This window comes from Pseudomonas sp. Irchel s3b6 (assembly GCF_900187415.1).
In the GTDB taxonomy this organism is placed as follows: Bacteria; Pseudomonadota; Gammaproteobacteria; order Pseudomonadales; family Pseudomonadaceae; genus Aquipseudomonas.
In genome coordinates, this window is the sequence record NZ_FYDM01000003.1 from 502,455 (window position 1) to 522,940 (window position 20,486).

At 62.3% G+C, this 20,486-nt stretch carries 17 protein-coding genes; 6 read left to right on the plus strand and 11 right to left on the minus strand.

Annotated features, from left to right (window positions below; all coding sequences use genetic code 11):
- Positions 1 to 44 precede the first annotated feature (44 nt).
- Entirely contained in the window at positions 45 to 326 is a 282-nt protein-coding gene (locus CKW07_RS25205; protein ID WP_141234439.1) for a hypothetical protein, read from the minus strand.
- Positions 327 to 554: 228 nt separating this feature from the next.
- Between CKW07_RS25205 and CKW07_RS08290 the strand changes: the two genes are divergently transcribed.
- The 4 genes from CKW07_RS08290 (at position 555) to CKW07_RS08305 (ending at position 6,704) form a co-directional block, all read left to right on the plus strand.
- Entirely contained in the window at positions 555 to 1,751 is a 1,197-nt protein-coding gene (locus tag CKW07_RS08290; RefSeq protein WP_141234441.1) for a TolC family protein, read from the plus strand.
- Between the two features lie 77 nt (positions 1,752 to 1,828).
- Positions 1,829 to 3,025, plus strand: a complete 1,197-nt coding sequence (locus CKW07_RS08295) for an efflux RND transporter periplasmic adaptor subunit (RefSeq protein WP_095144449.1) — start codon at positions 1,829 to 1,831, stop codon at positions 3,023 to 3,025.
- Positions 3,026 to 3,051: 26 nt separating this feature from the next.
- Positions 3,052 to 6,222 carry a CusA/CzcA family heavy metal efflux RND transporter gene (locus tag CKW07_RS08300; protein WP_095144450.1) on the plus strand — a complete coding sequence of 1,057 codons (3,171 nt, stop codon included), beginning with the start codon at positions 3,052 to 3,054 and terminating at the stop codon, positions 6,220 to 6,222.
- Positions 6,223 to 6,371: 149 nt separating this feature from the next.
- Positions 6,372 to 6,704 (plus strand): DUF2790 domain-containing protein, encoded by a 333-nt coding sequence (locus CKW07_RS08305; protein WP_095144451.1) that lies wholly within the window; start codon positions 6,372 to 6,374, stop codon positions 6,702 to 6,704.
- Between the two features lie 263 nt (positions 6,705 to 6,967).
- On the opposite strand, the gene CKW07_RS08310 is transcribed toward CKW07_RS08305, so the two are convergent.
- Entirely contained in the window at positions 6,968 to 7,183 is a 216-nt protein-coding gene (locus tag CKW07_RS08310) for a hypothetical protein (protein ID WP_095144452.1), read from the minus strand.
- A gap of 148 nt (positions 7,184 to 7,331) precedes the next feature.
- Positions 7,332 to 8,657 carry an OprD family porin gene (locus CKW07_RS08315; protein WP_095144453.1) on the minus strand — a complete coding sequence of 442 codons (1,326 nt, stop codon included), beginning with the start codon at positions 8,655 to 8,657 and terminating at the stop codon, positions 7,332 to 7,334.
- 280 nt (positions 8,658 to 8,937) lie between these two features.
- Between CKW07_RS08315 and CKW07_RS08320 the strand changes: the two genes are divergently transcribed.
- A complete protein-coding gene (locus tag CKW07_RS08320) occupies positions 8,938 to 10,884 on the plus strand; it encodes a DNA topoisomerase III (RefSeq protein WP_095144454.1) in 1,947 nt (648 codons plus the stop codon).
- 57 nt (positions 10,885 to 10,941) lie between these two features.
- On the opposite strand, the gene pepN is transcribed toward CKW07_RS08320, so the two are convergent.
- From pepN to CKW07_RS08350, 6 genes are read right to left on the minus strand one after another with little or no spacing between them, the layout of a single operon-like run.
- The gene (gene pepN, locus CKW07_RS08325; protein WP_095144455.1) at positions 10,942 to 13,611 is read right to left on the minus strand and encodes an aminopeptidase N; all 2,670 of its coding nucleotides are present in this window, start codon (positions 13,609 to 13,611) and stop codon (positions 10,942 to 10,944) included.
- 26 nt (positions 13,612 to 13,637) lie between these two features.
- Positions 13,638 to 14,468: a DUF2797 domain-containing protein gene (locus tag CKW07_RS08330; protein WP_095144456.1), complete on the minus strand. Its 831-nt coding sequence runs from the start codon at positions 14,466 to 14,468 to the stop codon at positions 13,638 to 13,640.
- Complete coding sequence (locus CKW07_RS08335; protein WP_095077118.1) at positions 14,465 to 14,725, minus strand: YeaC family protein; 261 nt, start codon at positions 14,723 to 14,725, stop codon at positions 14,465 to 14,467. The genes CKW07_RS08330 and CKW07_RS08335 overlap by 4 nt, the downstream gene beginning before the upstream one ends.
- Positions 14,726 to 14,758: 33 nt before the next feature.
- Positions 14,759 to 15,628, minus strand: a complete 870-nt coding sequence (locus CKW07_RS08340) for a rhomboid family intramembrane serine protease (RefSeq protein ID WP_095144457.1) — start codon at positions 15,626 to 15,628, stop codon at positions 14,759 to 14,761.
- Positions 15,625 to 16,596, minus strand: coding sequence for a metallophosphoesterase (locus tag CKW07_RS08345; protein WP_095144458.1), 972 nt, complete (start codon positions 16,594 to 16,596; stop codon positions 15,625 to 15,627). The genes CKW07_RS08340 and CKW07_RS08345 overlap by 4 nt, the downstream gene beginning before the upstream one ends.
- Positions 16,596 to 17,486 carry an NAD(+) kinase gene (locus CKW07_RS08350; RefSeq protein WP_095144459.1) on the minus strand — a complete coding sequence of 297 codons (891 nt, stop codon included), beginning with the start codon at positions 17,484 to 17,486 and terminating at the stop codon, positions 16,596 to 16,598. Before CKW07_RS08350 ends, CKW07_RS08345 begins: the two co-directional genes overlap by 1 nt.
- 113 nt (positions 17,487 to 17,599) lie before the next feature.
- Here CKW07_RS08350 and CKW07_RS08355 point away from each other — a divergent pair, with 113 nt between their 5' ends.
- On the plus strand, positions 17,600 to 18,550 hold the full coding sequence (locus CKW07_RS08355; RefSeq protein WP_095144460.1) for a DUF1853 family protein: 951 nt from the start codon (positions 17,600 to 17,602) through the stop codon (positions 18,548 to 18,550).
- A 16-nt stretch (positions 18,551 to 18,566) separates the two neighbouring features.
- On the opposite strand, the gene CKW07_RS08360 is transcribed toward CKW07_RS08355, so the two are convergent.
- Together CKW07_RS08360 and CKW07_RS08365 are read right to left on the minus strand one after the other, a co-directional pair.
- On the minus strand, positions 18,567 to 19,850 hold the full coding sequence (locus tag CKW07_RS08360) for an arsenic transporter (RefSeq protein ID WP_095144461.1): 1,284 nt from the start codon (positions 19,848 to 19,850) through the stop codon (positions 18,567 to 18,569).
- 45 nt (positions 19,851 to 19,895) lie between these two features.
- Positions 19,896 to 20,243 carry a metalloregulator ArsR/SmtB family transcription factor gene (locus CKW07_RS08365; protein WP_095144462.1) on the minus strand — a complete coding sequence of 116 codons (348 nt, stop codon included), beginning with the start codon at positions 20,241 to 20,243 and terminating at the stop codon, positions 19,896 to 19,898.
- Between the last annotated feature and the right edge of the window lie 243 nt (positions 20,244 to 20,486).

Consider the following 20,486-nt stretch of genomic DNA (forward strand, 5'->3'; position numbering starts at 1 on the left):
AATATTTACCCTTAAACAAGTAACGATTGGATAACTTCAGAAAATTAAAGCACGTTAATTATTGAACTTCCTGATCGAATAACAGCGATTTGCACGACGACATAGAGGGTGGTTTTCCTACGCAACAGGCCTGCCACGGTAAAGCCTGAAGTGACTTCAGGGTCAACGAAAAGCCCCGTGCCAGAAGGCCAGAAAGCAATTTTGCGACGAAATGCCGCGGCCGATTGCTGAAATGGACCGGTTTCCGCATGAATAAAACAAACTAGCAAGGGCACTTCAGCGGATAACCTTGGAGTTTTTGTTTCGTCATGTTGCACATCCTTCAAGCGCCACCGCCTGACACTTCATATCCTAATGCAAAAAATGACCGACAACCCGCGGATAACGTATTTGTAATTATCCAGTCACCTTGCTGATAAGTGCCGACTACTACATTCACGCCAATCAATTTTCGCTTTGAAGGAAAGACTAAAGTGCATGGGTACAGTGCGGTCATCCACCCCCCCAGGGTCAGCAAATTAATATCCCTTCCCGGTGTTCTGCTCATCACCGCGATGCTCCTTGGTACTTCGTTGCCTGCCGTCGCGCAAGGACCGACGCTGACCCTGGATCAGGCACTCGACAGTGCCTTCGCCAACAACCCAGAGCTGGCGGCCGCGCAGTGGGCCGTGGGTATCGCCCAGGGTGAACGCCAACAGGCCGGGCTGATCCCCAACCCGGAACTGTCCTGGGAAGCCGAGGACACCCGGCGCGAATCCCGCACCACCACCATGATGCTCAGCCAGCCCCTGGAACTGGGCGGCAAACGCGGTGCCCGAATCGAAGTCGCCAGCCGCGCGCAGGATGCGGTCAATGTGGACCTTGAGCGCAAACGCAACGGCTTGCGAGCCGATGTGATCGCCGCCTTCTATGGCTCGTTCACCGCACAGCAACGCCTGCAACTGACGCAACAATCCCTGCAATTGGCCGAGCGTGGCTTGAGTGTTGCCCAAGGGCAAATCAACGCGGGAAAATCGTCGCCCGTCGAAGCGACCCGCGCGCAGGTGCAATTGTCAGAGGTGCGCCTTGAACTGCGGCGTGCCGAACGGGACCAGGCCAACGCCTTTCAACAACTGGCGCAAGTCACGGGGGCGCCACAGGCCGGTTTTTCCCGCGTCGAGGCTCCGGCCACCCCGCCGCCTGCCATTCCGCCTTCCCCGCTGTTGCTGGGTCGCCTCGCCGAGACCGCCGAGATGCGTCTGGCACGGTTGCAAATCACTGAGAAAGAAGCCGCGCTGGATCTGGAAAGAGCCCGGCGCATCCCTGACCTGACGGTGAGCGTGGGTAGCCAGTACAGCGAAACCGACCGCGAGCGGGTCAATGTCGTCGGCCTGTCCATGCCCATTCCCTTGTTCGACCGCAATCAGGGCAACGTCCTGGCCGCCGCCCGACGGGCCGACCAGGCGCAGGACCTGCGCAACGCCGCCGAGCTGCGCCTGCGTAGCGAAATCCAGTCCAGCCTTGACCAATGGGCCACCGCCAGCACCGAAGTGAAGGCCTTCAACCAGGTGATCCTGCCGGCCGCGCAAAGTGCCGTCGACACCGCCACCCGTGGCTTTGAAATGGGCAAGTTCAACTTCCTCGATGTACTCGACGCCCAGCGCACGCTGATCAGTGCGCGTAGCCAGTACATCCAGGCCATGGCCGACTCCACCGACGCCTGGGTACGCATCGAACGCATCTACGGCGATACCCGCGCCCTCACCCCCTGAATCCTTTTCAACCGACGTTTTTTCTCACCCGCGCAGTCGAGCCATGCCCGCTTGACGCCAGGGTGCAAGGAGTTTGCATGGACAAAAAAATTTTCCTGGCCATCGCGTTGACCCTGATGGCCGGCGTCGGCCTGGGTTCATTGCTGGCGGGCAAGGCTCAGCCCCCCGCCACCAACGAGCAGGCCCAGGCCGACCAGGGCGCTGCAGAGCCCACCGGTGCCCACGATGAAGAAGAGCCCGAGGGCGAAGGTCACCTGGCGCTCAGCGATGAACAGATCAAGGCCGCCGGCATCCAGTTGGCCGAAGCCCGGGCGCAGGCCATCGGCCTGGCATTGCCTTTCCCCGGTGAAGTCCGTTTCGACGAAGACCGCACCGCACACGTGGTGCCCCGTGCCACCGGCGTGGTCGAGCAAGTACTGGTCAACCTCGGGCAGTCGGTGAAAAAAGGTCAGCTGCTGGCGGTGATTGCCAGCCAACAGGTCTCCGAGCAACGCAGCGAACAGGCCGCGGCCCAGCGTCGAGTGGAACTGGCGCGTACCACCTATGAGCGTGAACGCCAGCTGTGGCAGGACAGGATCTCCGCCGAGCAGGACGTCCTGCTGGCGCGTCAGGCCCTGCAGGAAGCCGAAATCGCCCTGAACAACGCCCGGCAGAAAATCAGCGCCCTGAGCGGCAGTACCACCGCCCAGGGCGGTAACCGTTATGAGCTGCGGGCGCCGTTCGATGGCGTAGTAGTGGAAAAACACCTGACTCTGGGCGAAGTGGTCAACGACACCACCAGCGTATTGACCCTCTCCGACCTGTCGCGGGTCTGGGTGACCTTTGGCGTGTCGCCCAAGGATTTGAACAGCGTGCTAGTGGGCAAGTCGGTCACGGTCAATGCCCCGGAACTCAAGGCCGAAGTGACCGGCACCGTGTCTTACGTCGGCAGCCTGCTGGGGGAGCAAACCCGCACCGCCACGGTCCGGGTCACCCTGGAAAACCCCCAGGGCGCCTGGCGGCCGGGCCTGTTCGTCAACGTCCGGGTGAGCACCGACACCCGCCAGGCCAGGGTCGCGGTACCGGAAGCCGCGATCCAGACCGTGGAGGACAAACCCACGGTGTTCGTGCGCACCGAAGACGGCTTCCAGGCACAACCGGTGGTGCTCGGCAGTCGCGCCGCCGGCCAGGTTGAAATCACCCAGGGACTGCAGGCCGGGGTGCTCGTCGCCACGACCGGCAGCTTCGTCCTCAAGTCAGAACTGGGCAAGGCTTCGGCCGAGCACGCTCACTGATCCGCCACTGGCACAAGAAGGTCTCTATGTTCGAACGCCTGATCCAATTCGCCATCGAGCAGCGCATTATCGTGCTGCTCGCGGTGCTGCTCATGGCTGGCCTGGGTATCGCCAGCTACCAGAAACTGCCGATCGACGCGGTACCGGACATCACCAACGTCCAGGTACAGATCAACACCACGGCCGCTGGCTTTTCACCGCTGGAAACCGAACAGCGCATCACCTTCCCCATCGAGACCGCGATGGCCGGCTTGCCGGCCCTGGAGCAGACGCGCTCGCTGTCGCGCTCCGGGCTTTCGCAAGTCACGGTGATTTTCAAGGAGGGCACGGACCTGTTCTTCGCCCGGCAACTGGTCAACGAACGGCTGCAGGTGGCCAGGGAGCACCTGCCCGACGGCGCGGACCCGATGATGGGGCCGATCTCCACGGGCCTGGGGGAGATTTTCCTGTGGACGGTGGAAGCCGAGGACGGTGCGCTCAAGGAGGACGGCACCGCCTACACGCCCACCGACCTGCGGGTGATCCAGGACTGGATCATCAAGCCGCAACTGCGCAACGTCCCCGGCGTCGCCGAGATCAACACCATCGGCGGCTTTGCCAAGGAGTACCAGATCGCGCCGGACCCCAAACGCCTGGCCGCCTACAAGCTGACCCTCACCGACCTGGTGACCGCGCTGGAACGCAACAACGCCAACGTCGGCGCCGGTTACATCGAGCGCAGTGGCGAGCAACTGCTGATTCGCGCGCCCGGCCAGGTGGCGAGCATCGAGGACATCGCCAATATCGTGATGGCCAACGTCGACGGCACGCCAATCCGGATCCGCAACGTCGCCAGCGTCGACATCGGCCGCGAACTGCGCACCGGCGCCGCCACCGAGAACGGCCGTGAGGTGGTGCTGGGCACAGTGTTCATGCTGATCGGCGAAAACAGCCGCAGCGTCTCCCAGGCCGTGGCCGACAAGCTGCAACAGATCAACCGCACGCTGCCCAAGGGCGTGGTCGCGGTCACCGTCTACGACCGTACTACGCTGGTGGACAAGGCCATCGCCACGGTGAAGAAAAACCTCATCGAGGGCGCGATCCTAGTGATCGCCGTGCTGTTCCTGTTCCTGGGCAACATCCGCGCGGCACTGATCACCGCCATGGTGATTCCACTGGCCATGCTCTTCACCTTCACCGGCATGTTCACCAACAAGGTCAGTGCCAACCTGATGAGCCTTGGCGCACTGGACTTCGGCATCATTGTCGACGGTGCCGTGGTAATCGTCGAAAACGCCATCCGCCGCCTGGCCCACGCCCAGCAACACCACGGCCGCATGCTCAGCCGCTCCGAGCGCATGCATGAAGTGTTCGCCGCGGCCAGGGAAGCCCGTCGACCGTTGATCTACGGCCAGTTGATCATCATGGTGGTGTACCTGCCGATCTTTGCCCTCACCGGGGTCGAGGGCAAAATGTTCCACCCGATGGCCTTCACCGTGGTGATCGCCCTGCTGGGCGCCATGCTGCTGTCGGTGACCTTCGTGCCGGCCGCTATCGCGATGTTCGTCACCGGCAAGGTCAAGGAAGAGGAAAACCTGGTGATGCGCGGTGCGCGGCGGGCCTATGCGCCGGCACTGGACTGGGTCATGCGCCACCGCGCGCTGGCGTTTGCCCTGGCCCTCGGGGTGATCGGTGTCTGCGGCGTGGTCGCCAGCCGCATGGGCAGCGAGTTTGTGCCCAGCCTCAGCGAAGGCGACTTCGCCCTGCAGGCCCTGCGAGTGCCGGGCACCAGCCTGACGCAATCAGTTGACATGCAGCAGCGCCTTGAGCAACGGGTCCTGGAAAAAGTCCCCGAGGTTCAACGCATGTTCGCCCGCACTGGCACAGCCGAGATTGCCTCGGACCCGATGCCGCCGAACATCTCCGACAGTTACGTGATGCTCAAGCCGAAAGACCAGTGGCCTGACCCGAGCAAGTCCCGCGAGGCGTTGATTGCCGATATCCAGCGGGTGATCGAGCAAGTGCCGGGAAGCAACTACGAGCTGTCTCAGCCAATCCAGTTGCGTTTCAACGAGCTGATTTCCGGGGTGCGCAGCGATGTGGCGGTGAAGGTCTTCGGCGACGACATGGCCGTGCTGAACAGCACCGCGGCGAAAATTGCGGCATCGATGCAGAAGGTCGAGGGTGCCTCCGAGGTCAAGGTGGAACAGACCACGGGCCTGCCGGTGCTGACCATCGACATCGACCGCGACAAGGCCGCACGCTACGGGCTGAACGTCGGCGATGTGCAGGACACCATCGCCGTCGCCGTTGGCGGACGGTCGGCCGGCACCCTGTATGAAGGTGACCGCCGTTTCGACATGGTGGTGCGTCTTTCCGACGCCATGCGCCAGGACGTCGAGGGCCTGTCGAAGTTGCTGATTCCGGTGCCGGCCTTGCCCAATGGCAGTGCCGACCAGATCGGTTTCATTGCCCTGTCGGAAGTCGCCAGCCTCGACCTGGCGCCGGGGCCGAACCAGGTCAGTCGCGAAAACGGAAAACGCCTGGTGATCGTCAGCGCCAACGTGCGCGGGCGCGACATCGGCTCCTTTGTCCAGCAGGCCGGCGCGCAGATCGAGCAGGACGTGCCCATCCCCGCCGGCTACTGGATCAGTTGGGGTGGACAGTTCGAACAACTGCAATCGGCGGCCAAGCGCTTGCAGGTCGTGGTACCCGTGGCCTTGCTGCTGGTGTTCGCCCTGCTGTTCATGATGTTCAACAACCTCAAGGACGGCCTGCTGGTGTTCACCGGGATCCCGTTCGCCCTGACCGGCGGCGTGATGGCGCTGTGGTTGCGGGATATCCCGCTGTCGATCTCGGCCGGCGTCGGCTTCATTGCACTGTCGGGGGTGGCGGTGCTCAACGGGCTGGTGATGATCGCCTTCATCCGCAACCTGCGCGAGGAAGGACGTTCACTCAGCGTGGCAGTCAACGAAGGCGCCTTGACCCGCCTGCGGCCGGTGCTGATGACCGCCCTGGTCGCATCCCTGGGCTTCATCCCCATGGCACTGGCCACCGGCACCGGCGCTGAAGTGCAGCGACCGCTGGCGACCGTGGTGATCGGCGGCATCCTATCTTCCACGGCCCTGACGTTGCTGATACTGCCAGCGCTGTATCACTGGGCCCACCGACGGGATGAAGAGGAACCCGGCAAACCCCTAACAGAGTCCGACCACTAACCCAGCCGAAACAAACCACCCGCCCCGGTTATCGGTGGCGGGTTTTTTATTGACCCATTACGCGCATGACGAATCTGTAACCCTGGCGCCACCTCGACGAAAGGCTGTGGTTGATAGGCTTCAGGCTGTACTTACATGAGGGTTTAACCATGAAACCGATCAAGTTCCTAACCTTAACCGGCGCCCTGCTAGTGTCTGCGTCAGCCATGGCAGAAAGTGGTGGCGATAAAGCCTTTGAAAAGATGATGCAGAACAACCGCGTCGCCATGGAAAACTATGCCGCGAAACAAGGCAAGAACCCGCCGCAAGTCCGCGAGTATGCATACGGCATGCAACTGGATGTGGTGAACGTGGTGAGTGTCACGCCACCGATCAAGTCGTGCGGCGTCGTACCGGCGCAGATGACCTATGAAGATTCCAGTGGTGAGCTCAACACCCTGCGCTACAACGTCGCCGGGGAGTGTCGTACACGCGGTGGTTAATCCTGGCAGTCGCGTAAGGCTGTTCAGTAGGAGCGAGCCCGCTCGCGATGGACGTTAACGATTACGCGTATGTTCTGAGTAACTGCGTAGTTCTTGAGTTCATCGCGAGCGGGCTCGCGCCTACAGAGGTCGGCGTTCACGGGCAACGTTTCACCACAGATCAAAACAACAAAAAAAAGCGTCCCGAAGGACGCTAAAGATTCACCTCTTCCAAAGGAGCAAGGAGCTTCTAAAGGTGAATGGCCACACTGTAAAACCTTGGCTTATCCTTCCGACTTCGTGACCTGTTTTTGCAGGTCTTGCGAACCGGCTTCAGCTGTCGACTGGACATCCGCGCCGCTGGCACTGCCATGCACTTGCGCCTGGCTCAGTTTGAATTGCTTCAAGTATTCCTGAGAGCGTTCAGCGCCACCTTCGGCAAATACGCTGCTGCTGGTGATAGCCATTGCGGTCATAAACAGAACGTTCAGAAGTTTCATGGTGAGTTTCCTCTTACCTTCACGGGAAGACTTACGGGCCTGTTGGCCTTCAAGTCCTTGGGTTCCCGTGAATGATAAAAAAGCCAAGCTAACAGGAGCATGTTCGCGGCATTACATTCTTGACATGTTCAGGTTTTGAGCAGGTTTGTTACAGAATTGTCATCGGGTATTCGACAATCAACCGTACTTCGTCCAGATCCGACTCGAAGTCCGTGGCGCGGGTGGTGGCCTGGCGCACCCGGAACGACATGTCCTTGAGCTTGCCGGCCTGGACCACGTATTTGGCTTCGATATCGCGCTCCCAGCGCTTCTGGTCGGTCAACGGATTGCCCGCATCGTCACGGCGCACGTACACCGAGTTGGCGTTGCCATAGTCGGCGTCGCTGCCACGGCCATAACGGGTCATGAAGGACAACCCGGGCACACCATAGGTGGTCATGTCCAGGTCATAGCGCACCATCCAGGAACGCTCCTTGGGCGCGTTGAAATCGCTGTACTGGATCGAGTTGTCGAGGTAGATCGAGTCCGACTGGCGCAGGTAATCGAAGTCGTCATTGCCGTTGTTGCGCTGGTGGGACAACGCCACGCTGTGGGCACCGAACGCGACGCCCGCCCTGGCGCTCCAGATGTTGTTGTCGAACGCCCCCAGCAACTGCTTGCCCTCGTCCACCGCCTTGTAATAGTTGAAGCCGCCGAACAACGAGACCTCGTCGGACAGCGGATAACTCAGGGTCGTGCCCGCGTAGTACTGGTTCCAGGCGTCCTTGAGGCGGCTGGAGTACAGGCTGAAGCTGACATGGCTGTCGAGGTTGTAGTCGCCCCCGAAGTAGGCCATCCAGGGTGAATCCACGGGGCCGGCGTAAAAGGTCTCGAAGTTGTCGCGCATGTTGCTCGACGTCGGCTGGCTCATGGCATGCAGGCGCCCGCCCTGCACGGTCAGGCCATCAATACTGGTGTTGCTGGCGGTCACCCCGGTGAAGCTCTCCGGCAGCAACCGCGAGTCGCCGGCAGCCACCACGGGGGTGGCGGGAAACACATCGCCGACCTTGACCACCGTATCGAACGCCCGGACCTTGGCGGCGCCACCGACCTTGGTGTACTCGTCACTCGCCTCGCCGTCACTGTTGACCGGCAGCACATCGAATGAACTGCGGCCGCCGTTGCGACCATCGCCAGTGTCCAGTTTCAGCCCGATCATGGCAAAGGCATCGACCCCCACGCCCACGGTGCCCTGGGTGAATCCCGACTCGAAGTTACCGATGATGCCCTGGGCCCAGGCTTCGGAATATCCATTGCCAGTAGGACTGGACTGGCCCTTGCGGTTGTCACGGTTGAAGTAGTAGTTGCGGTTGAGCACCGTCAGGCTGCTGCCCTCGATAAAGCCTTCGGCCTTTTCCTCGGCCAGCGCCCACGATGGCGCGACACCGAGCAGGGCCGCCAGCGCCGCCACGGTGAAAGGTGTTGTGTTGTTCATCTGTTGCTCCTGTGAATGTTCGGCAGAACGGAAACCGTTCCCAGGCTTGGGTCTTGTTGTAGGCGGGGCCGGGTGCCCCGAAGCCGCCGAGGGGTATCGTGGCAAGCGCGAGATAACGTGGAGATGATTGGCCGATTACAATTTCGTCATCTGCCGGGCGTGGCGTGCGGGGCAATCCGCCGCAACGTCTTTTGCTGTACATCCATACAGATAAAGATTGATCCATACCGCCGTACCGCGCATGCTGTGCACCTTTCAAACCTGATGACTGATGGTGGTTATGCGGCTGTTTCTGTGTGAAAAACCTTCCCAGGCCAAAGACATTGCCGCCGTGCTCGGCGCCAGCCGGCGTGGTGACGGTTGCTGGCTGGGAAGCGGGATCACGGTCACCTGGTGCATCGGCCACTTGCTCGAAACCGCCCCGCCGGACGCCTACGACGCACGCTATAAGCGCTGGGTGCTGGAAGACCTGCCGATCGTTCCCGAGAAGTGGAAGATGCAGGTCAAGCCCAAGACCGCCAGCCAGTTCAAGGCGGTCAAGCGGCTGCTGGGCGAAGCTCAGGAGTTGGTGATCGCCACCGACGCCGACCGTGAAGGCGAGATGATCGCCCGTGAGCTGGTGGAGCATTGTCGTTATCGCGGGCCGATCCAGCGCCTGTGGCTTTCGGCGCTGGACGACGCCTCGATTCGCAAGGCCCTGGGCGCACTCAAGCCTGGCGCCGACACCTTCAGCCTGTATCACTCGGCGTTGGGTCGCTCGCGGGCGGACTGGCTGATCGGCATGAACATGAGTCGCTTGTTCACCCTGCTCGGGCGCCAGTCCGGCTACCAGGGCGTATTGCCGGTCGGCCGGGTGCAAACCCCGACCTTGCGCCTGGTGGTGGACCGCGACCGCAGCATTGCCGACTTCGTGCCGGTGCCGTACTGGGCGATTGACGTACAACTGCTGCACGCCGGTACGCCGTTCACCGCCCAGTGGCGTGCGCCCCCCCAGGTCTGCGATGAGCATGACCGCTGCCTTGACCCGGCGTTGGCCAGGGAAGCCGCCAGCGCCATGGGCAACGCCGCCAGTGCGCGGCTGGTCAAACTACGCACCGAACGGGTCCGCGAAGTCGCCCCGCTGCCGTTCGACCTGGGCACCCTGCAGGAGATCTGCTCGAAGAAACTCGGCCTCGGCGCCCAGGAAACCCTCGACGTCGCCCAGGCGTTATACGAAACCTACAAAGTCATCACCTACCCACGCAGTGACTGCGGCTACCTGCCGATCAGCCAGCACAGCGAGGCACCCGCCATTCTCGCGGCGCTCGGGCGTGCCGATCCAAGCCTTGGCGAACTGGCCAGGCACCTTGATCCGCAGCGCCGCTCCCGGGCCTGGAACGACGCCAAGGTCAGCGCTCACCACGGCATCATCCCGACCGCGGCGGCGCAAAACTTCGAACGCCTGACTGGCAAGCACCGGGCGGTCTACACCCTGATTCGCGCCCGGTATCTGGCGCAGTTCCTGCCCAACCACGAGTACGATCGCACCCAGGCCGACTTCGACTGTGCCGGCCAGGTCCTTCGAGCGGTCGGTAAACAGGTGGTGGAAGCCGGCTGGAAACGCGCCCTGCCCGAAGCCCTGGCCCCGGCCAAGGGACGCGAAGCACCGGCACCGCAGAACCTGCCGCCGTTGACCCAGGGCCAGGACTATCCGGTTGCCGGCGTAACCCTCAAGGACCTCTGGACCCAGCCACCCAAGCCCTTCACCGAGGGTGACCTGATCAAGGCCATGAAAAACGTCGCCCGACTGGTGGAAGATCCGCTGCTAAAACAGAAGCTCAAGGACACCACCGGCATCGGCACCGAAGCGACCCGCGCCGGAATCATTCAGGGCCTGCTGGATCGCGGCTACCTGGTCAAGCACGGCAAGGCCCTGGCCGCCACTCCCGCAGCCTTCAGCCTGATCGACGCCGTGCCCCGGGCCATCGCCGACCCCGGCACCACGGCCATCTGGGAACAGGCCCTGGACATGGTCCAGAGCGGTGAAATGAGCCTCGAGGAATTCGTCGCCAAGCAAGCCGCCTGGATGAGCAAGCAGGTCAGTCGCTGCGCCGGCCTGCGCCTGACCATCAGCGGCCCGGCCAGCCCCGCCGGCAAAGGCGCGGCCCCTTGGAAGAACAAGCGCAAGACCACCGGCAAGCGCAAAGCCGCACCGACCGCCAGACGCAAGGCCAAGCCTGCCCCGTAACGGCCATGCTCCGCTCGCACAGGGTTCGCGTGAACGCCTGTGCGAGCGCAACCGGCATCACGCCAGGCTTTTGCTGACCACTTCAAACACGTCGCTGGACAGCTCGCCCGAGGCGCGGATGCGCTCAAGTTCGCCCTTCATCAACGCCTGGCGAGCGCTGTCGTACTTGCGCCAGCGAGTCAAAGGCGCCAGTTGGCGCGACGCCATCTGCGGATTCAACGCGTTCAACTCAATGACCAGGTCCGCCAGGAAGCGATAACCCGAACCATCGGCCGCGTGGAAGTTGATCAGGTTCTGCCCGGCAAAGGCCCCCACCAGCGCGCGCACCTTGTTCGGGTTCTTGATGTTGAACGCCGGATGCTCCATCAACTGGCGAACCCGCTGCAAGCCACCCGGCAAACCACTGCCGGCCTGGACACTGAACCACTGGTCCATGACCAGCGGGTTGTCCTTGAAGTGCTCGGCAAAGCTCGCCAGCGCCTTGGCCTTCTCGGCTTCGAACGGCGAATTCACCAGTACCGCCAGCGCGGTCAGGCGCTCGGTCATGTTGTCACAGGCATCGAACTGCTCAAGGGTTGCCGCCAGCACTTCAGGCTTGCCGCTGAGCATCAGGTACGACAAGGCGATGTTCTGCAGGCTGCGTCGGGCGAAGTGTTCGGCTTCGGCCACGTACGAGGTGTTCTTCGACGTTTCGCGGTTGGCCTGGTAACGCGCCAACAGGCCGTCGAACAGGCTGTCGGCCAACTGCTTGCGCGCGAATTCGCGGGCCGCGTGAATGGCATCGACGTCAGCCACTTCGCTGATTTCGGTCAGGTAGGCCTCGCTGGGCAGCGAGAGCATTTCGGCGACCATGGCCTGGTCCAGGGACTCGTCCGCCAATACGCTGCGCAGCGCACTGATCAAGCGCGGGTCGAGCACCAAGGGCTGGCCTGCCTGATGCTGGGCAATCAGCTCCTGCAAGACTTGCACCGACAGTTGCTGACCCGCTTCCCAGCGGTTGAAACCATCGCTGTCGTGCTGCATCAGGAACATCAGTTGATCGCGGTTGTACGGGAAGCTCAGTTTCACCGGCGCCGAGAAGCCGCGCAGCAAGGAAGGCAATGGTTGTTCGGCGATGTCGACGAAGGTGAAGGTTTGCTCGGCCTGGGTCACCGACAGCACGCGGGAGGTACCCGTGGCAGCGGCCTCGCCTGCAAGACGCAAGGCAATACCAGCCCCCTGGCTGTCCAGCAGGCCGAGTTCGACCGGGATCACGAAGGGCAGTTTCTCGACCTTGTCCGGTGTCGCCGGGCAGCTTTGACGCAAGGTCAGGCTGTAGGTGTTCGCGGCGGCATCATAGGACTCACTGACCGCCAGGCGCGGTGTCCCTGCCTGGCTGTACCAGCGCTTGAACTGGGTCAGGTCAACGCCGTTGGCGTCTTCCATGGCCTTGATGAAGTCATCGCAGGTCACGGCCTGGCCATCGTGGCGCTCGAAATACAGGTCGCTGCCTTGGCGAAAACCCTCAGCGCCGAGCAAGGTGCGGATCATGCGCACCACTTCCGAACCCTTCTCGTACACCGTCAGGGTGTAAAAGTTGGAGATCTCGATGAAGCTGTCAGGGCGCACGGCGTGGGCCATGGGGCCGGCGTCTTCGGCGAACTGATGAGTGCGCAGGTACGCTACGTCTTCGATACGCTTGACGGTGCGCGAGTGCATGTCGGCCGAGAACTCGGCATCTCGGAACACCGTGAACCCTTCCTTGAGCGACAGCTGGAACCAGTCGCGGCAGGTGACGCGGTTGCCCGACCAGTTGTGGAAGTATTCGTGGGCCACCACTGCCTCGACCCGCTGGTGTGCGGCATCGGTGGCGGTTTCGGCGCGGGCCAGCACGCAGCTGGAGTTGAAGATGTTGAGGCCCTTGTTCTCCATCGCACCCATGTTGAAGTCGTTGACCGCCACGATCATGAAGATGTCCAGGTCGTATTCGCGACCATAGACGTCTTCGTCCCAGCGCATGGACTTCTTCAGGCTGTTCATGGCGTGCTGGCACTTGTCGATGTTTTCCGGCTCGACATAAATGCGCAGCGCCACGGTGCGCTGGGTCATGGTGGTGAAGGTGTCTTCGACGCACCACAGGTCACCGGCCACCAGCGCGAACAGGTACGCCGGCTTCATGAACGGATCTTCCCAGGTGGCCCAGTGCCGACCGTCTTCGCCAGGACCGCTGGCAATCGGGTTGCCGTTGGACAGGAGCACCGGGTAACGGTGCTGCTCGGCGACCACGGTGGTGGTGAACTTGCTCATCACGTCCGGGCGGTCGAGGTAATAGGTGATCTTGCGGAAACCCTCGGCCTCGCACTGGGTGCAGAACATGCCGCTGGACTTGTACAGGCCTTCCAGTGCGGTGTTGGTTTCCGGGTGGATCCTGACACTGGTGTCGACCGTGAAGGTAGCGCTGGTCGGGTGCAGGGTCAGGTGGCTTTCCGTCAATTGATAGTCACCGGACGCAAGCTCGGCGTCGCCCAGGGCGACCGACAACAGCTCAAGCTGCTGGCCGTCGAGCACCAGCGGCGGCAGGCCCGCTGCACTGTTCAAAAGGCAGGCAGGGTTGCGGCGCATCACCAGTTGCGCATGGACCAGGCTGTGGTCCTCGAACAACTCGAAGGTCAGGTGCGTCTCGTCGATCAGGTACTCGGGCGCCTGATAGTCCTTCAGGTAAATCATCTTCGGTTGTTCGGTGCGCATGCTGGAATCCTTTTACTGGGGCACGCCTAGTGATGGACGGCGAGCTGATAAGCCGTGTATTTACGAATATTGATAACGCCGGTGTCGAAGATCAGGTACTGGCCCTTGATCCCCATCAGCGTGCCTTCGGCAATCGGGTTCTTGTCCAGATTGAAGCTGACGATCTTGGCCGGGTACTGCTCGACCGGGTAACGGATTTCAAGCGGCTCGATATCGCTCACCGGTTGAATCGCTTGCAGGCCGAAGCGCTCCTGCAGGCCCAGCAGGCCCTCGGCACAGCTGGCAAACAGCTGGTCACGTACCTGCTTGAGGTCAACCGCTGCCGCATCGCCCTTGAGCAAAGCACGCCAGTTGGTCTTGTCGGCCACCTGCGTGCGCAGCAGGTCTTCCACCAAGCCCGACTGCTGGCGGGTCGACACCCGCATGATCGGCAACGCCTGGCTCGCACCCTGGTCGAGCCAGCGGGTCGGCAACTGGGTGGCGCGCGTGATCCCGACCTTGACCCCCGACGAGTTGGCCAGGTACACCACGTGGTCGGTCATGCAGAACTGCTCGCCCCAGGAGGGCTCGCGGCAGGTGCCGGCGTCGTAGTGGCAGCGCTCCGGGCTCATGATGCAGACATCGCACTGGGCCAGCTTGGTCATGCAGGGGTAGCAGTAGCCCTGGCTGAAACTGGTCTTGGTTTTACGCCCACAATGGATGCAATGGATTGCCCCCAGGTACTCCAGGCGAACCGTGCTGCCAATCATCGGATTGACCGGCACCTCGGTATCGCCCAGGCGAAAAGCGTATTGCACCGTCGAGGCGTCAAGGCGCACCGACATCTTGCTGATTGCACCGCGGCCAATCTCGATCAATGGATGGCATCCGACTTGAACAGGATATTCGGCACTTCGATGGACTTGGAACTGCATTCCTGCGGGCCCATGTAGCCGGTGTGCTGGTCTTCGGGCAGGTTCTGCATTTCCCAGGCAATCATCGCCTGCAGCGACAGTTCACGCTGTTCGGCGGTCAGCTTGCCACCGTCGGACCACTTGCCGATCTCCACCGCCAGCTTGAGGCTCTGGTAGATCTCGGGGGTGATGTTGCCGATCATTTCGTTAAAAGAGGACATCAGGGTCTCCGTGCTCTTTATTGACATAACAATTTAGAGGGCGAGTTTACGGCGACTGTACAAGCCACCCAACAAACCGGTGAGGCATCCGACGAGTAACCCGCCGACATGCGCCGCATTGGCAATTTCGCCGAAACCGATCATCGAGATCAGCCCCGACATACACAAGGCCAGCCATACCAGCATCATCACCAACACCCCGCGAGGCAGGCGATACGCCGGGTTCGGCGACAGCAACTGGTAGATCCAGCAATGCCCGAGCAGGCCGTAGAGCACCCCGGACAGCCCGCCGAACAGGCTTGGACCGCCATAAAGATACTGGCCGTAGTTCGACACCAGGCTGAACAGCAGCGTCAGCCCCAGCAGGTTGATACCGCCCTGGCGCGACTCGATGCGCCGCCCCAGTTCCCAGTACCACATGCCGTTCATGGCCAGGTGCAGGAAGCCGAAGTGAATCAGCATGGGCGTGAACAGGCGCCACCACTGCCCCGCCGCCAGGCTGTCGGCCAGCGGCGTGAAGTGGATGTACTCGCCCACCACGCGGAACTCGAGGAAGGTGAACCAGTGCAGGGTATCGAGGTTGTCGCCCAGCAGCGTCACGACGCCCACCAGCGCACTCAACAGCAGGACCAGCGCGGTCATGGGGCTGTGGCGCAATTGCTCGACGAACCCCGGGCGCTGGACGCTAGTCTGCGTCGGAATGTCCAGTTGCTGATCGGGGTCGCCCGCCGGAAAACGTTCGTACAAGGAACGTACGTCCTCGCTGATGGCGTCCGACACCCAGAGCACCTGCTCCCCGCCCTCCTCACTGACCCGGTGAGGGACCTGCATGCGTTGCAGCAACTTCACAAAACCACTCAGGTCCACCGCCAGCGGCAGACGTAAAACAGCAACAGCAGTCATTGCATGGCCTCCGGCCGTTCGACATCTACCCAGACGAACTTGCCCGGGTCGAGACGTGTTTCCTGATCCAGTCGGTAGGCAACCAGTTTGCCGTAGAGCACTGCGCTGTAGTCCAGGCAGGCCAGGTTCTGACGAATCGGCGCCGGCTTGCCGCTGCGCCAGTAGTGCCCGACAAACAACAGCGGCTCGTCGATGCCATAGCGCAGCAAGGTGTCCTTTTCCACAGCCGACAATGGCGTCTGCGCCACCGGCTCGGGCAAGGCATCGGGCTGGAACACGATATCGCCGTAGGTCTGCGGATTGTCTTCCCAGAATTTGGTGCGGAAGAACGAGCGTATCAGGCCGTCGCCGCTGGTCATGGTCAGGCCATGGGGCAGGCGCATGTCGGTGCCCCGCAGCAAGCGGTCGAAGGCCATGCAAGCGAAGCTGCCGGAAATCGCCGCGGCCTGGACGAAGTGTTCGTCGACGCAGCCATCGGGATGCTGCTTGCGCAGCAGGTCGATCAAGGCACCATCCCAGCAGGCGTGAACCACTCGGAAACGGCCGGCGTCGACAAACAGCGGCATCTTGTAGAACCATTGCAGGAAGTCGTGCCAGTCCGCAGGATGATGGGCGAACTGGCTCAGGGTTTCGTCGATCAGCCGGGCATGCCGGGGCGTATGCTCGCGCACGTACTGCTTGCCGCAGCCAGCCGGTGCCGGGGTGCTCCAGCCCAGCGCGTTGAACTCGTGGTTGCCCATGATGCACAGCGCCTGGCCGGCCTCGACCATGTCGTGAACGATGTGCAACGCTTCGCGGATGCGCGGGCCACGGTCGATGATGTCACCGAGGAACACCGCCATGCGTGACGGGTGGCGCCAGACGCCCCCCAGCCTGTGGTACCCGAGTCGGTCCAGCAGATGCTCAAGGGTATGAGCGCAACCGTGCACGTCACCGATCAGGTCGTAGCTACGCGCGGGATCGAGCATCAGTCGCCTCCACCACCCAGACGGCTGCCCCAGCCAAGCTTGGTCCGGCAGACCTCGTAGTAGTTGTGATCCAGAGGGTGAATCAGACGCAGCTTCTGCGCCTTCTTGCTCACGGTGATGGTGTCACCGGGGGCGCAGGTGAAGTGGTTCTGCCCATCACACGAAACTTGCGGGTAAATCTGCATATCCTTGGACACGACGATTTTCAGCTCGCTGTTACCATCGACCACAATCGGCCTTCCGGACAAGGTATGGGGGTACATCGGCACAATAACAATGGCATCGAGCTTGGGATGCATGATCGGCCCGCCCGCCGACAACGCGTAGGCCGTCGAACCGGTGGGCGTGGCGACGATCAGGCCGTCGGCCTTCTGGCTGCAGACGAACTGGCCATCGATGTACAGTTCGAACTCGATCATCCGGGTGGATTTGCCGGGGTGCAGCACCACGTCATTCAACGCATCGCCCTGGCCGATGGCCTCGGCGTGACGGCGAACCTCGGCCTGCAACAGGAAGCGGTTTTCCACCAGGTAATGGCCGTCGAGCACTTCGGCGACCTTGGTTTCCAGCTCGTCGGGACGGATGTCGGTGAGAAAGCCCAGGTTGCCGCGGTTGATCCCCAGCACCGGAATATTGTGCCGGGCCAATGCGCGGGCGGCCCCCAACAGGCTGCCATCGCCGCCCACGACGATGACCATGTCGCAGACTTCGCCGAGCATCTTGCGCGACGAGGTTTGCAGGCCGTGGCCAGGCAGGACTTCGCCAATGGTGTCTTCGAGAATCACGTGCAAGTGCCGGTCAAGCAGGAATCTTTTCAGTCGGCGAACGGTATCCAGCACCTGCGAACTGCCCAGGCGACCGATGATGCCGATATTGCGAAATTGCTCCATGGGGCTCCTGCGAGGGTCTGCGACGGCCAAAAGCACGATTATGGGCGAAACCGGGCCGTAGACAAAATCCTTTCAGCCACGGGGACTCCCCTATTTGAGTCTATGCTCGCAAGATGATCCTATTTCCCGATTTGCTCCAGTTGCCCCACCAATTGCACCACCCGCAAGTGCGCGATCTGGCGTGGGTCATCCTCGCACCGCCCATGCTCAGTGCGACGCCATGGCCGCAACGTCATCCGCTGGCCGGCAGCGACTGGGTACGCGCCCCGCAACAGCTGGAGCATTGGCTGCATCAGCTCGACCAGGACAGCCACGCACTGCAGTATTGGCTGGCCCAGGCCCGCACCCGGCGACTGGGGCTGTATTACGAACGCCTGTGGCAGTTTGCCGTGGGGCATGCCCCCGGGATCGAACTGCTGGCGGCCAACCTGCCGATCCGTCGCGAAGGGCACACATTGGGCGAGCTGGACATGCTGCTGCGTGACGGCGACGGCGTGCATCACCTGGAGCTGGCGATCAAGCTCTACCTCGGCCCCCAGGGAGGCAACGGCCATGACCCCGCGCTCTGGCTGGGGCCCGGTTGCCATGACCGACTGGATCGCAAACTGGAACACCTGAGCCAGCATCAGCTCCCCATCTCCGCCCGCCCCGAAAGCCGCGAAGCCCTGGCCGCGCTGGGCATCCATCACGTCAGCGCACAGCTGTGGCTGGGGGGCTATCTGTTGTATCCGTGGCCGGGACTGTGCGAACCACCGCGTGGCGCCCATCCGCAACACCTGCGCGGCAGCTGGCTGCACCAGAAGGACTGGCTGGCGTTTGTCGCCCAGCGTCCCCACGGCCGTTGGCAGCACCTGCCCCGCCATGCCTGGCTGGCACCGGCGCACTACCCGGCCGACCAGACCTGGAGCGATGAACAGCTGCAGGCGTGGCTCAGCGCCCTGGAACCACTGGCCCCGGCGCAGTTGATGGTGCGCTTGACCGAAAACAGCCGTGGCGACTGGGAGGAAGCCGAGCGCTTGTTTGTGGTGTCCGATTTGTGGCCGAACGTACCAGGGCAGGCTTGATGCCCGGATTGGCGGTCTACAGCGACAACCGCAGGGCCAGTGCTGCCAGGGTCACCAGCAACACCGGCAACGTCAGCACGATCCCGACCTTGAAGTAATAACCCCAGCCAATCCGGATGCCCTTGCGCTGCAGCACATGCAACCAGAGCAAGGTCGCCAGGCTGCCGATCGGGGTGATCTTCGGCCCCAGGTCGCTGCCAATCACGTTGGCGTAGATCATCGCCTCCTTCACCACCCCGGTGGCCTGGCTGGCATCGATCGACAACGCACCGATCAGCACCGTGGGCAGGTTGTTCATGATCGATGACAACAACGCAGTCAGCAGCCCGGTGCCCATGGCCGCGCCCCAGACGCCGTATTGGGCGAACACATCGAGCCAGCCGGCCAGTTGCGCGGTCAGCCCGGCGTTACGCAGTCCATAGACCACCAGGTACATGCCCAGGGAGAAGATCACGATGTGCCACGGCGCCCCCTTCATCACCTTGCGCGTGGAAATCCGGTGCCCACGGCCGGCGATCATCAGCAGCAACGCGGCACACAGCGCCGAGATCGCGCTGATGGGAATCCCCAGCGGCTCCAGGGCAAAGCACCCCAGCAACAGAATCGCCAACACCCCCCAACCGGCAAAGAACGTGGCCTTGTCATGGATCGCCGTTTTCGGCTCATCCAGCTGGTGCGGGTCGTAACGGGCCGGAATGTCGCGACGGAAGAACCACAGCAATACCGCCAGGGTCGCCGCGACCGCCACCAGGTTGACCGGCACCATCACCGCCGCATAACGGTTGAAACCGATGTGAAAGAAGTCCGCGGAGACAATGTTCACCAGGTTCGACACCACCAGCGGCAGGCTCGCGGTATCGGCAATGAAGCCGGCGCCCATGACAAACGCCAGGGTGGCCACCGGGGAAAACCGCAGGGCCAGCAGCATCGACATCACGATCGGCGTGAGGATCAACGCCGCGCCATCATTGGCGAACAGCGCCGCGACCAGCGCCCCGAGCAACACCATGTAAGCGAACAGCTTGCGCCCGCTGCCACGCCCCCAGCGCGCCACATGCAGGGCCGCCCAGGCAAAGAGCCCGGCTTCATCGAGCAACAGGCTGATGATGATCAGCGCGACAAAGGTACCGGTGGCGTTCCAGATGATTTCCCACACCAGCGGGATATCGCTGACGTGAACCACCCCACTGAGCAGCGCCAGCACGGCGCCGAATACGGCGCTCCAGCCGACACCCAGGCCTTTGGGTTGCCAGATCACCAGGGTAATGGTCAGCAGGAAAATCAATGATGCGATCAGCATGCGCAACAGCCTTCAACACGAGGAGACAGGAATAATGAGGGGGGATCAGCAGCAGCGCACCGGACGGCCTGCCATCGCCTGCAGGCGCGCGATGTCGGCGGCGAGCCAATGCCCGTGGGCTGCCAGGGCACCTTGCAGGAGTGTGGTGACCCAGGGCGCCAGTTGCGGGTGCACGCGGTAGTACACCCACTGCCCCTGACGACGGTCGGCAAGCAAACCGCTGCTGCGCAATTGCGCCAGGTGACGGGAAATTTTCGGCTGGCTCAGGTCCAGTGCCGCCGTCAGCTCACAGACGCACAGTTCACCTTCGGCGCAGATCAGCAAGGCGATACGCGCGCGGGTGTCATCGGCCAGGGCCTTGAACACGTCGACGGGATTGGCGGTTTCGGACATGGGCAATCAACGCCTGAACATAGGAGGCGCAAATATATGGAATTTCGAATATAAGGTAAAGCATCCGTTGCAGCGACAGCCGATTGGCCAGTGCCTACCAATGCACGCACTGGCACTACCAGGGTCACAATGCAGTTCAGTCAAGGATAGGGTTGCTCAATACATCCCCCGTGGCGAGCGAGCTTGCTCGCGCTGGGCTGCACAGCAGCCCCAAAAGCTTTCGCCGAGTTCGTTCTGAAAGAC